The organism is Streptomyces sp. AC627_RSS907 (assembly GCF_019049165.1).
In genome coordinates this window covers 1-12,964 of record NZ_JAGMUE010000053.1, presented here as the reverse complement: position 1 = coordinate 12,964, position 12,964 = coordinate 1, and the positions used below count along the sequence as shown (strand labels likewise).

Below are 12,964 nucleotides of genomic sequence, written 5' to 3'. Positions count from 1 at the left end.
CAGGCATCCGATAGCCTCTGCCGACATGTCGCCCGGGTGCCTCAGGCACGGGCGCTCCACCATGTACAGGCCCGGCGCCCCAGGCGCCGGCACCCAGGGAGTGAGTTCGGTTGCCGACCGCCATCCTCACCGGTCAGCCGGTCCCCGGTTCGTCGATCGAGAGCGAGCTGCGGTCCCTGGGCTTCGACGTCCGCCTCGCCTCCGGTACCGACGACACCGAGACGCTCCTGGCCCGGGTGCCGGCCGGTGAGCGGGTCGCCGTGGTCGACGCCCGCTTCGTCGGTCATCCGCACGCCCTGCGCCTCGGCCTCACCGACCCCCGCTTCCCGCTCGCCGCGATCCCGGGCGCCGTGACGGCCCAGCCGGACGCCCGGCAGGCCCTGACCCGCGCGGTGGCCCGCGAGAACTCCGCGGGCGGCGGTACGGCGCGGGAGGGTGCCCCCGAGCGAGCGGAGCCGGGTGTGGAGGACGCCGACAGCCTCGCCGACCGGATCACCGCCGCCCTCGACGCCGACGGCGCCGACGTGCACCGGCCCGAGCTCGGCAGCCTCGTCGCCGCCGTCCCCGCCGACCCGCAGGCCCGCAACGAGGCACGCCAGGCCGTCGCCGCCGTCGACGACGAGGCCGTACGCCTGAAGTCGGCGGTGAAGGCCCGCGACGGGTTCGTCACCACCTTCTTCATCAGCCCCTACTCCCGCTACATCGCCCGCTGGTGCGCGCGCCGGGGTCTGACCCCCAACCAGGTCACCACCGCCTCGCTGCTCACCGCGCTCATAGCGGCGGGCTGCGCGGCCACCGGCACCCGCGGAGGCTTCGTCGCCGCCGGCGTCCTGCTCATCGCCTCCTTCGTCCTCGACTGCACCGACGGGCAGCTCGCCCGCTACTCCCTCCAGTACTCCACCCTCGGCGCCTGGCTGGACGCCACCTTCGACCGCGCCAAGGAGTACGCCTACTACGCGGGCCTCGCCCTCGGAGCCGCCCGCGGCGGCGACGACGTGTGGGCCCTCGCCCTCGGCGCGATGGTCCTGCAGACCTGCCGGCACGTCGTCGACTTCTCGTTCAACGAGGCGAACGCCGACAGCACGGCCGCCACCGCCAACACCAGCCCCACCGCCGCCCTCTCCGACAAGCTGGACAGCGTCGGCTGGACGGTCTGGGTGCGCCGCATGATCGTCCTGCCCATCGGTGAACGCTGGGCCATGATCGCCGTCCTGACCGCCCTCACCACGCCCCGGACCACCTTCTACGCGCTGCTGATCGGCTGCGCGTTCGCCGCGACGTACACCACGGCGGGCCGGGTGCTGCGCTCGCTGACCCGCCGGGCCACGCGCACCGACCGGGCGGCGAAGGCGCTGGCCGACCTGGCGGACTCAGGCCCGCTCGCCGAGACCGCCGCAAAGGGCTTCGGAAGGGCCGCCCGCAAGCTGCCCGGCTTCACCGCCCCCGTCGTCGCCCTCCTCGGCGGCCTCGCCGTCGTCGCGGCGGCCGCGCTGACCGACTTCGGCGGCCCCTGGACCGTGGCCGGCGCGATCGTCTACGTCCTGACGTCCGCCCTCGCCGTCGCCCGCCCCCTCAAGGGCGCCCTCGACTGGCTGGTCCCGCCGTTCTTCAGGGCCGCCGAGTACGGCACCGTCCTCGCACTGGCGGCGAAAGCGGACGTGAACGGGGCGCTTCCGGCGGCTTTCGGGCTGGTGTCCGCGGTCGCCTACCATCACTACGACACGGTCTACCGCATCCGCGGCGGCGCGGGCGCGCCGCCGCAGTGGCTGGTGCGGACGGTCGGGGGGCACGAGGGCCGCACGCTGGTGATCGCCGTGCTGGCGGTGCTGCTCACCGCCACACAGTTCAAGGTCGCGCTCACGGTCCTCGCCGTGGCCGTGGCTCTCGTGGTGCTCGTGGAGAGCATCCGCTTCTGGGTCGCCGCCCACAAGGTCGGCGCACCCGCCGTACACGACGAAGGAGAACCCGCATGATCGGCCTCGTGCTGGCGGCCGGCGCCGGACGCCGTCTGCGCCCCTACACCGACACCCTGCCCAAGGCACTGGTCCCGGTCGGCCCCGAGGGAGCGGAGGACAGCATCACGGTGCTGGACCTGACCCTGGCGAACTTCGCCGAGGTCGGCCTGACCGAGGTCGGGATCATCGTCGGCTACCGCAAGGAGGCCGTGTACGACCGCAAGGAGGCGCTGGAGCGGAAGTACGGCGTCAAGCTCACCCTCATCGACAACGACAAGGCCGAGGAGTGGAACAACGCCTACTCCCTGTGGTGCGGCCGTGACGCCCTCAAGGACGGCGTGATCCTCGCCAACGGTGACACCGTGCACCCGGTCTCCGTCGAGAAGACCCTGCTCGCCGCCCGCGGCGGCGACAAGAAGATCATCCTCGCCCTCGACACGGTGAAGAACCTCGCCGAGGAGGAGATGAAGGTCGTCGTCGACCCCGACAAGGGTGTCCAGCGCATCACCAAGCTGATGGACCCGGCCGAGGCGACCGGCGAGTACATCGGCGTCACCCTCATCGAGGGCGAGGCCGCCGCCGAGCTGGCCGACGCCCTGAGGACGACCTTCGAGCGGGACCCGCAGCTGTACTACGAGGACGGCTACCAGGAGCTCGTCGACCGCGGCTTCAAGGTCGACGTGGCGCCGATCGGCGACGTCAAGTGGGTCGAGATCGACAACCACGACGACCTCGCCAAGGGCAGGGAGATCGCGTGCCAGTACTGACGAGGCTCATCCCGTCGCCGGTCGTCGTGGACATCCGCCCGGGTGCCCTCGACGACCTCGGGTGTGTGCTCGCCGACGAGCGCATCTCCCACTCGGGCAAGCTCGCCGTCGCCGTCAGCGGCGGCTCGGGCGCCCGGCTGCGCGAGCGCGTCGCCCCGTCCCTGCCCGGCGCCGACTGGTACGAGGTCGGCGGCGGCACCCTGGACGACGCGATCAAGCTGGCCGGCGCCATGAAGGGCGGCCACTACGACGCGGTCGTCGGCCTCGGCGGTGGCAAGATCATCGACTGTGCCAAGTTCGCCGCGGCGCGCGTCGGCCTGCCGCTGGTCGCCGTGCCCACGAACCTCGCGCACGACGGCCTGTGCTCCCCGGTCGCCACCCTCGACAACGACGCGGGCCGCGGCTCCTACGGCGTCCCGAACCCGATCGCCGTCGTCATCGACCTGGACGTCATCCGCGCGGCACCGGCGCGCTTCGTGCGGGCCGGCATCGGCGACGCCGTCTCCAACGTCTCGGCGATCGCGGACTGGGAGCTGGCCAACCGGGTCAAGGGCGAGCGCATCGACGGCCTGGCCGCCGCCATGGCCCGCCAGGCGGGCGAGGCCGTGCTCCGGCACCCGGGCGGCATCGGGGACAACGAGTTCCTCCAGGTGCTGGCCGAGGCGCTGGTGCTCAGCGGCATCGCCATGTCGGTCTCCGGCGACTCGCGGCCGTCCTCCGGCGCCTGCCACGAGATCAACCACGCCTTCGACCTGCTCTTCCCGCAGCGCGCGGCCGCCCACGGCGAGCAGTGCGGCCTCGGCGCGGCCTTCGCGATGTACCTGCGCGGTGCGCACGAGGAGTCGGCCCACATGGCCGGGGTCCTGCGCCGGCACGGGCTGCCGGTGCTGCCGGAGGAGATCGGTTTCACCCCGGAGGAGTTCTTCCGGGCCGTGGAGTTCGCCCCGCAGACGCGGCCCGGCCGCTACACGATCCTCGAGCACCTCGACCTCAATACCGACCAGATCAAGGACTTGTACGCCGACTATGTCAAGGCCATCGGTAGCTGAACTACGTCCGGTCGTCCACCCCGCGGGGGTCAAGGACCGGCGCAGCGGTGAGCACTGGGCGGGACGCCTCTACATGCGCGAGGTCTCGCTGCGGATCGACCGCTACCTGGTGAACACCAGGATCACGCCCAACCAGCTCACGTACCTGATGACCGTCTGCGGCGTCCTGGCGGCCCCGGCGCTGCTGGTGCCGGGCATCACGGGCGCCGTGCTCGGCGTCGTGGCGGTCCAGCTGTACCTCCTGCTGGACTGCGTCGACGGTGAGGTCGCGCGCTGGAAGAAGCAGTACTCGCTCGGCGGCGTCTACCTGGACCGGGTCGGCGCCTACCTGACCGACGCCGCGGTCCTGGTCGGCCTCGGCCTGCGCGCCGCCGACCTGTGGGGCACCGGGCGGATCGACTGGCTGTGGGCCTTCCTCGGGACCCTGGCCGCCCTCGGAGCCATCCTGATCAAGGCCGAGACGGACCTCGTGGGCGTGGCCCGGCACCAGGCCGGAATGCCGCCGGTCCAGGAGGCCGCGTCCGAGCCGCGCTCCTCGGGCATGGCCCTGGCCCGCCGGGCCGCCGGGGCGCTCAAGTTCCACCGGCTGATCCTCGGCATCGAGGCGTCCCTGCTGATCCTCGTCCTCGCGATCGTCGACGAGAGCCGGGGCGACCTCTTCTTCACCCGGCTCGGCACCGCCGTACTCGCCGGTATCGCGCTCCTGCAGACCCTGCTGCACCTGGTCTCCGTCCTCGCCTCCAGCAGGCTGAAGTGAGCGGGGCCATGAAGGTCGGCGCGGTCGTCATCACCATGGGCAACCGCCCTGACGAGCTGCGCGCCCTGCTCGACTCGGTCGCGAGGCAGGACGGCGACCGGGTCGAGGTGGTCGTGGTCGGCAACGGCTCGCCCGTACCGGAGGTGCCCGAGGGCGTGCGCACCGTCGAGCTGCCCGAGAACCTGGGCATCCCCGGCGGGCGCAACGTCGGCATCGAGGCCTTCGGGCCCGGCGGCACCGACGTCGACATCCTGCTCTTCCTCGACGACGACGGCCTGCTCGCCCGCACCGACACCGCCGAGCTGTGCCGCAAGGCGTTCACGGACGATCCGGAGCTCGGCATCATCAGCTTCCGCATCGCCGACCCGGACACCGGCGCGACCCAGCGCCGGCACGTCCCGCGGCTGCGCGCCTCCGACCCGATGCGCTCCTCCCGGGTGACCACCTTCCTCGGCGGCGCCAACGCCGTGCGCACCCGCGTGCTCGCGCAGGTCGGCGGCCTGCCGGACGCGTTCTTCTACGCCCACGAGGAGACCGACCTGGCCTGGCGGGCCCTCGACGCGGGCTGGATGATCGACTACCGGTCCGACATGGTGCTGAACCACCCCACGACCGCGCCCTCGCGGCACGCGGTCTACCACCGCATGGTCGCCCGCAACCGCGTCTGGCTCGCCCGCCGCAACCTGCCCGCGCTCCTCGTCCCGGTCTACCTCGGGGTCTGGATGCTGCTCACGCTGCTGCGCCGCCCCTCGCGGCCGGCCCTGAAGGCCTGGTTCGGCGGGTTCCGGGAGGGCTGGACCAGCCCGTGCGGTCCTCGCCGGCCGATGAAGTGGCGTACGGTGTGGCGGCTGACCCGGCTGGGCCGCCCTCCCGTGATCTGACAAGCTCGTACCCGAGGGCATCCGGCCTCCTGCGGGTCCACCCGAGGCCGACAGGCTCATGCCGGGCCGGTACCGGTCCGGCATGGACGAAAGACGAAAGTATCCACTGGTGAGTGAGACAACGCACGACGGCGCGGTCGCCATGACCAAGCCCGTGTCGCCCGACGAGGGCCTCACGGCGGCGCGGCTCGCCGCCAAGTACGGGCTGTCCGTGAGCGGTGCCAGGCCGTCGCTCGTGGAGTACGTCCGTCAGCTCTGGGGACGGCGCCACTTCATCCTCGCCTTCTCGCAGGCGAAGCTGACCGCCCAGTACAGCCAGGCCAGACTCGGCCAGCTGTGGCAGGTGGCCACCCCGCTGCTGAACGCGCTCGTCTACTACACGATCTTCGGCCTGATCCTGGACGCGGGCCGGGGCATGGAGAAGGACGTCTACATCCCGTTCCTGGTGACCGGCGTCTTCGTCTTCGCCTTCACGCAGTCCTCGGCGATGGCGGGCGTGCGCGCGATCTCCGGCAACCTCGGCCTGGTGCGCGCGCTGCACTTCCCACGCGCCTCGCTGCCGATCTCCTTCTCGCTCCAGCAGCTCCAGCAGCTGTTGTACTCGATGATCGTGCTCGTCGCGGTGGTGATGGCCACCGGCAGCTACCCCGCCCTGTCCTGGCTGCTGGTGATCCCGGCGCTCGCCCTGCAGTTCCTCTTCAACACCGGTCTCGCGCTGATCGTGGCCCGGATGGGAGCGAAGACGCCGGACCTGGCCCAGCTGATGCCGTTCATCATGCGGACCTGGATGTACGCGTCGGGCGTCATGTTCTCCATCCCGATCATGCTGGAGGGCAAGGCGGCCTGGATCACCGACGTGCTCCAGTGGAACCCGGCAGCCGTCTACATGGATCTGATGCGCTTCGCCCTGATCGACGGGTACGGCTCCGAGTACCTGCCGCCGCACGTGTGGGCGGCCGGACTCTTCTGGGGCGTGCTGTTCGCCGCGGGCGGCTTCGTGTACTTCTGGAAGGCGGAGGAGAGGTACGGCCGTGGCTGAACAGCAGGGCGAGCGGGTGCCGACGGTCATCGCGGACGGGCTGCACATCGTCTACCGCGTCAACGGCGCCAGGACCGGCAGGGGCAGCGCGACCGCGGCCCTGAGCCGCATGCTCAGGAGGGGTTCCGACGACGCGGCGCGGGGCGTGCGCAAGGTGCACGCCGTGCGGGGCGTCTCCTTCACCGCCTACCGGGGCGAGGCCATCGGACTGATCGGTTCCAACGGATCCGGCAAGTCCACCCTGCTGCGGGCCATCGCCGGCCTGCTGCCCGCCGAGCGCGGCAAGGTCTACACCGACGGCCAGCCCTCCCTCCTCGGGGTGAACGCGGCCCTGATGAACGACCTGACCGGCGAGCGGAACGTCATCCTGGGCGGGCTCGCCATGGGCATGACCCGCGAGCAGATCAAGGAGCGCTACCAGGACATCGTCGACTTCTCGGGCATCAACGAGAAGGGCGACTTCATCACCCTGCCGATGCGCACCTACTCCTCCGGCATGGCCGCCCGCCTGCGGTTCTCCATCGCTGCCGCCAAGGACCACGACGTCCTGATGATCGACGAGGCGCTGGCCACCGGTGACCGCAAGTTCCAGACACGCTCCGAGGAGCGCATCCGGGAGCTGCGCGAGGAGGCCGGCACCGTCTTCCTGGTCAGCCACAACAACAAGTCCATCCGCGACACCTGCAACCGCGTCCTGTGGCTGGAACGCGGCGAGCTGCGCATGGACGGCCCGACCGACGAGGTGCTCAAGGAGTACGAGAAGTTCACGGGCAGGTAGCGCGACACGCCGGGACCCCGCCGGAACCGGTCCGGAGGGGCCCGCGTCCGCAAAGGAAGCGTCAACTCCTGGGTTTCACGGGAATCTTGAAGCCGATCGATGTGTTCTCGTGATGCGCGGAGGACCCCGTCGGTACGCCGTGAGCTGTACAACGTAAGCTGTACCGGTCCCGAAACGCGGCACATGGGGCGATAATGCCCGACACCCTCGACCGGGCCCGTCGCGCGGGCGGTAGGGCGGCGTGTCCGAAATAGTGTGTATTGGGTCGGCAGTGTAGAACGGGAGATGTGACGGCAATGGCTACGGAAACTCCCCAGCTCCGCGAAGCGTGCGCCGTCGCCGCCCAGGGCAGCCCGCGATGACGGCCACCGACACGGCACACGCCGTCGCCCCGGAGCGCGGCACCCTCGACAAGGCCGCGGGTGAGAACTTCCCCGTGGCCCCCTTCTTCCTGCCCCGCGACTGGCGCACCGACCTCATGGCCCTGTACGGCTTCGCCCGCCTCGTCGACGACATCGGCGACGGCGACCTCGCCCCCGGCGGCGCCGACGCCCGCCTCCTCGGCGTCCCCGGCGACCGGGCCGGCGACCGGCTGCTGATGCTGGACGCCTTCGAGGAGGACCTGCGCAGGGTCTTCGACGGGACACCGCGCCATCCCCTGCTGCGCCGCCTGCAGCCCACCGTGCGCCGCCGCTCGCTCACCCCCGGGCCCTTCCTGGGGCTGATCGCCGCCAACCGCCAGGACCAGCTGGTCCGCCGCTACGAGACCTACGACGACCTCCTCGCCTACTGCGAGCTGTCCGCCAACCCGGTCGGCCGCCTGGTCCTCGCCGTCACCGGCACCTCGACGCCCGAGCGGATCCGCCGCTCCGACGCGATCTGCACCGCCCTCCAGATCATCGAGCACCTCCAGGACGTCGCCGAGGACCTGGGCCGGGACCGCGTCTACCTGCCCGCCGAGGACCTGAAGCGCTTCCACGTCCAGGAGTCGGACCTCGCCGCGAAGAGCGCCGGCGCGTCGGTGCGCGCCCTGGTCGCCTACGAAGCACAACGCGCCAGTGATCTCCTGGATGAAGGCGCCCCCCTCGTGGGTAGCGTCCACGGCAGGCTGCGACTGCTGCTCGCGGGGTTCGTGGCGGGGGGAAGGGCGGCCCTCCGGGCGATCGCCGCAGCTCAGTACGACGTACTTCCCGGCCCGCCCAAGCCCGGCAAGGCGCAGTTGCTGCGCGAGGTGGGCGTGACCCTGCGAGGAGAGGGGTGATCGGGACCGTGGAGTCGTCAGCGCACGCGTCGGCACCGGTACTCGCCGCCTACAGCTACTGCGAGACCGTCACCGGGCAGCAGGCCCGCAACTTCGCCTACGGCATCAGACTGCTGCCGACACCCAAGCGACGGGCGATGTCGGCGCTGTACGCGTTCTCGCGCCGCGTCGACGACATCGGCGACGGGCCGCTGGCGGACGATGTCAAGGTCGCCCGGCTGGAGGAGACCCGGGCCGTACTCGCGCGCATCCAGGAGGGAGCGGTCGACGAGGACGACACCGACCCGGTCGCCGTCGCCCTCGCCCACGCCGCGCGTGCCTTCCCCATCCCCCTGGGCGGGCTGGACGAGCTGATCGACGGCGTCCAGATGGACCTGCGCGGCGAGACCTACGAGACCTGGGACGACCTGAAGGTCTACTGCCGGTGTGTGGCGGGCGCCATCGGACGCCTCTCGCTCGGCGTCTTCGGTACGGAGCCGGGGGCGCGCGGCACCGAACGCGCCGCCGAGTACGCCGACACGCTCGGGCTCGCGCTCCAGCTCACCAACATCCTCCGGGACGTCCGGGAGGACGCCGAGGGCGGGCGCACCTACCTGCCCGCCGACGACCTGGCCAAGTTCGGCTGCTCGGCCGGGTTCGCGGGACCGACCCCACCCGAGGGCTCCGACTTCGCGGGCCTCGTGCACTTCGAAGTGCGCCGGGCCCGCGCCCTCTTCGCCGAGGGCTACCGGCTGCTCCCGATGCTCGACCGGCGCAGCGGAGCCTGCGTGGCCGCCATGGCCGGCATCTACCGCCGCCTCCTGGACCGCATCGAGCGCGACCCCGAGGCCGTGCTGCGCGGGCGCGTCTCACTGCCCGGGCGCGAGAAGGCGTACGTCGCCGTGCGCGGCCTGTCCGGGCTGGACGCCCGGCACGTGACCCGGCGGGCCGTCAGGAGGCGCGTCTGATGACGGCACCCGGCACCCCGGCCCGAGGTGACGTCACCGGCGGACGACGGCGGGCAACCCTCCGGTGGCGCGCGGCGTCCCTGACTGAGACGGTCGGCCGTACGCCGTTCGAGCACGACGGGCACCACGGCGACCGGACAGGGAAGGGCGCACCATGACCCACGGCAACGGCACGCGTGACGGCGGGCAGCTCGCGGACGTCTCCGCCGTCCGCCCCGGCGGGCACGCCGTCGTGGTCGGCGGCGGACTCGCCGGTGTCACCGCCGCGCTCGCGCTCGCCGACGCCGGGGTGCGCGTCACCCTGCTCGAAGGCCGGCCGCGCCTGGGCGGGCTCGCCTTCTCCTTCCAGCGCGGCGACCTCACGGTCGACAACGGCCAGCACGTGTACCTGCGCTGCTGCACCGCCTACCGCTGGTTCCTCGAGCGCATCGGGGGAACGGCGCTCGCTCCCGTGCAGGAACGTCTCGACGTGCCCGTCGTCGACCTGGCCCGGCCCGAGGGGCGGCGGCTCGGCAGACTGCGGCGCGACGCCCTGCCCGTGCCCCTGCACCTGGGGCGCAGCCTGGCGACGTACCCGCATCTCTCGCTCGCCGACCGCGCCAGGGTCGGGCGTGCCGCGCTGGCGCTCAAGGGGCTCGACCTCGCCGATCCGGCCCTGGACACCCAGGACTTCGGCAGCTGGCTGGCCGCGCACGGCCAGTCGGCGCGCGCCGTGGAGGCCCTGTGGGACCTGGTCGGGGTCGCCACCCTCAACGCCGCCGCGGGCGACGCCTCCCTGGGGCTCGCCGCGATGGTGTTCAAGACCGGCCTGCTGTCCGACCCGGGCGCGGCCGACATCGGATGGGCCCGCGTCCCGCTGGGCGAACTGCACGACCGGCTGGCCCGCAGGGCGCTCGACTCCGCGGGCGTCCGTACCGAGGTCCGTACACGCGTCACCTCCGTCCGTGTGAAGGAGAACGGCGGCTGGAGCGTCCAGGTTCCCGACGAGACGCTGGAGGCGGACGCGGTCGTCCTCGCCGTACCGCAGCGCGAGGCGCACGACCTGCTCCCCCCGGGCGCCCTCGACACCCCCGGGAACCTTCTGGAGATCGGCACCGCGCCGATCCTCAACGTCCACGTCGTCTACGACCGCAAGGTGCTCGCCACACCGTTCCTCACGGCCCTCGGCACCCCCGTGCAATGGGTGTTCGACCGTACCGAGGCCTCCGGGCTGCGGGACGGCCAGTACCTGGCGCTGTCGCAGTCGACGGCACAGGACGAGATCGACGAGCCCGTGGCCGCGTTGCGCGAGCGGTACCTCCCCGAACTGGAGCGGTTGCTGCCCCGTACCCGGGATGCCGAGGTGAAGGACTTCTTCGTGACCAGGGAGCGTACGGCGACCTTCGCTCCCGCCCCCGGCGTCGGCCGGCTCAGGCCCGGCGCCCGCACCAAGGCCCCCGGCCTGTACCTGGCCGGAGCGTGGACCGCCACCGGGTGGCCCGCGACCATGGAGAGTGCGGTCCGCAGCGGTGTCGGGGCGGCGGGCGCCGCGCTCGGTGCCCTGGGCCGGTCGCGCGGCCTCCTCCCCGACTTCTTCGAGGAGGCCGCGTGAGAACCGATCCGCGCGGGACCGGCCCCCGCACTCCCGGCACCGCAACTGGAGGAGAGACTGTGCCCACTGTGCCCCCGGCCCCGAAAGCCGATCGACGGACCACGGTGGACGTGACCGCGCTCCTGGAGCGCGGCCGGACCCTGGCCACGCCGGTGCTGCGGGCGGCGGTAGACCGTCTGGCGCCTCCCATGGACACCGTCGCCGCCTACCACTTCGGCTGGATCGACGCCCAGGGCAGGCCCGCGGACGGCGACGGCGGCAAGGCCGTCCGCCCCGCGCTGGCGGTGCTCTCCGCCGAGGTCACGGGTGCCGCGCCCGAGGTCGGCGTACCCGGCGCGGTGGCCGTGGAACTGGTGCACAACTTCTCCCTCCTGCACGACGACCTGATGGACGGCGACGAGCAACGCCGCCACCGCGACACCGTCTGGAAGGTGCACGGGCCCGCCCAGGCCATCCTGGTCGGCGACGCCCTGTTCGCCCTCGCGGGCGAGGTCCTGCTCGAGCTGGGCACCGTCGAGGCCGGCCGCGCCACCCGCCGCCTGACCAGCGCCACCCGCGCCCTGATCGACGGACAGGCGCAGGACATCTCCTACGAGCACCGCGACCGCGTCAGCGTCGAGGAGTGCCTGGAGATGGAGGGCAACAAGACCGGCGCGCTGCTCGCCTCCGCCAGCTCCATCGGCGCGGTCCTCGGCGGTGCCGACGAGTACACCGCCGACACGCTGGAGAAGTTCGGCTACCACCTCGGCCTGGCCTTCCAGGCCGTCGACGACCTCCTCGGCATCTGGGGCGACCCGGAGGCCACCGGCAAGCAGACCTGGAGCGACCTGCGCCAGCGCAAGAAGTCCCTCCCGGTCGTGGCCGCGCTCGCGGCGGGCGGCTCCGCCTCCGAACGGCTGGGCGAGATCCTCACCGCCGACGCCAAGAGCAGTGACGTCGAGCACTTCTCCGAGGAGGAGTTCGCGGCCCGTGCCGCCCTCATCGAGGAGGCGGGCGGCCGCGACTGGACCGCCGACGAGGCACGTCGTCAGTACACCATCGCCATCGAGGCCCTCGACGCCGTGGACATGCCCGACCAGGTGCGGGACCGTTTCACGGCACTCGCGGACTTCGTCGTCGTACGAAAGAGATGATCACTATCGGTCGAATAGCCCTCGCGTAGTCGCCGGCCGGTGCCACCTGGCACCGGCCGACGGCGGACCCACAGCAGACGCACCACTTGCACACTGCACGAAGGGGAAGCCATGACAGCGACGACCGACGGAAGCACCGGGGCCACCCTCGAGCCCCTCGCAGCCGCGGCCAGCGAAACCGACATCACCATCCCCGCCGCGGCGGCCGGGGTACCAGAAGCCGCCGCACGCGCCACCCGGCGCGCCACCGACTTCCTGCTCTCCCGGCAGGACGCCCAGGGCTGGTGGAAGGGCGACCTCGAGACGAACGTCACGATGGACGCCGAGGACCTGCTCCTCCGCCAGTTCCTGGGCATCCTGGACGAGGAGACCACACGGGCCGCCGCCCTCTTCATCCGCGGCGAGCAGCGCGAGGACGGCACCTGGGCCACCTTCTACGGCGGCCCCGGAGAACTGTCCACCACCATCGAGGCCTACGTCGCCCTCCGGCTGGCCGGCGACGCGCCCGACGCGCCCCACATGGCGAAGGCCTCGGAGTGGATCAGGGCCCGGGGCGGCATCGCCGCCTCCCGCGTCTTCACCCGGATCTGGCTCGCCCTGTTCGGCTGGTGGAAGTGGGACGACCTGCCCGAACTGCCGCCCGAGCTCATCTACTTCCCCACCTGGGTACCGCTCAACATCTACGACTTCGGCTGCTGGGCCCGGCAGACCATCGTGCCGCTGACCATCGTCTCGGCGAAGCGGCCGGTGCGCCCCGCACCCTTCCCGCTCGACGAGCTGCACATCGACCCGGCCCGCCCCCGCCC

Annotated in this window: 13 protein-coding genes; all 13 read left to right on the top strand. The window is 72.2% G+C overall.

Annotated elements, in window-relative coordinates:
- Positions 1-110 precede the first annotated feature (110 nt).
- A complete protein-coding gene (locus KUM32_RS14745) occupies positions 111-1,973 on the top strand; it encodes a DUF5941 domain-containing protein (RefSeq protein ID WP_217142321.1) in 1,863 nt (620 codons plus the stop codon).
- Positions 1,970-2,722 (top strand): sugar phosphate nucleotidyltransferase, encoded by a 753-nt coding sequence (locus tag KUM32_RS14740; RefSeq protein WP_217142320.1) that lies wholly within the window; start codon positions 1,970-1,972, stop codon positions 2,720-2,722. The genes KUM32_RS14745 and KUM32_RS14740 overlap by 4 nt, the downstream gene beginning before the upstream one ends.
- The gene (locus KUM32_RS14735) at positions 2,710-3,771 is read left to right on the top strand and encodes an iron-containing alcohol dehydrogenase family protein (RefSeq protein ID WP_217142319.1); all 1,062 of its coding nucleotides are present in this window, start codon (positions 2,710-2,712) and stop codon (positions 3,769-3,771) included. The genes KUM32_RS14740 and KUM32_RS14735 overlap by 13 nt, the downstream gene beginning before the upstream one ends.
- Complete coding sequence (locus KUM32_RS14730; RefSeq protein WP_217142318.1) at positions 3,749-4,528, top strand: CDP-alcohol phosphatidyltransferase family protein; 780 nt, start codon at positions 3,749-3,751, stop codon at positions 4,526-4,528. The genes KUM32_RS14735 and KUM32_RS14730 overlap by 23 nt, the downstream gene beginning before the upstream one ends.
- Before the next feature lie 8 nt (positions 4,529-4,536).
- Positions 4,537-5,409 (top strand): glycosyltransferase family 2 protein, encoded by an 873-nt coding sequence (locus KUM32_RS14725; RefSeq protein WP_217142317.1) that lies wholly within the window; start codon positions 4,537-4,539, stop codon positions 5,407-5,409.
- Positions 5,410-5,518: 109 nt separating this feature from the next.
- On the top strand, positions 5,519-6,448 hold the full coding sequence (locus KUM32_RS14720) for an ABC transporter permease (RefSeq protein ID WP_217142316.1): 930 nt from the start codon (positions 5,519-5,521) through the stop codon (positions 6,446-6,448).
- Positions 6,441-7,226: an ABC transporter ATP-binding protein gene (locus KUM32_RS14715; protein ID WP_217142315.1), complete on the top strand. Its 786-nt coding sequence runs from the start codon at positions 6,441-6,443 to the stop codon at positions 7,224-7,226. The genes KUM32_RS14720 and KUM32_RS14715 overlap by 8 nt, the downstream gene beginning before the upstream one ends.
- Positions 7,227-7,584: 358 nt before the next feature.
- The gene (gene hpnC, locus KUM32_RS14710) at positions 7,585-8,487 is read left to right on the top strand and encodes a squalene synthase HpnC (RefSeq protein WP_217142314.1); all 903 of its coding nucleotides are present in this window, start codon (positions 7,585-7,587) and stop codon (positions 8,485-8,487) included.
- Positions 8,484-9,434: a presqualene diphosphate synthase HpnD gene (gene hpnD / locus KUM32_RS14705; RefSeq protein ID WP_217142313.1), complete on the top strand. Its 951-nt coding sequence runs from the start codon at positions 8,484-8,486 to the stop codon at positions 9,432-9,434. Before hpnC ends, hpnD begins: the two co-directional genes overlap by 4 nt.
- The gene (locus KUM32_RS43465; protein WP_254405567.1) at positions 9,434-9,592 is read left to right on the top strand and encodes a DUF6380 family protein; all 159 of its coding nucleotides are present in this window, start codon (positions 9,434-9,436) and stop codon (positions 9,590-9,592) included. The genes hpnD and KUM32_RS43465 overlap by 1 nt, the downstream gene beginning before the upstream one ends.
- Complete coding sequence (hpnE, locus tag KUM32_RS14700) at positions 9,589-11,025, top strand: hydroxysqualene dehydroxylase HpnE (protein WP_217142312.1); 1,437 nt, start codon at positions 9,589-9,591, stop codon at positions 11,023-11,025. Before KUM32_RS43465 ends, hpnE begins: the two co-directional genes overlap by 4 nt.
- Positions 11,026-11,093: 68 nt before the next feature.
- Positions 11,094-12,158: a polyprenyl synthetase family protein gene (locus KUM32_RS14695; protein WP_217142392.1), complete on the top strand. Its 1,065-nt coding sequence runs from the start codon at positions 11,094-11,096 to the stop codon at positions 12,156-12,158.
- Between the two features lie 111 nt (positions 12,159-12,269).
- A partial coding sequence (locus KUM32_RS14690) for a prenyltransferase/squalene oxidase repeat-containing protein (RefSeq protein WP_302185146.1) occupies positions 12,270-12,964 on the top strand: 695 nt, incomplete at its 3' end.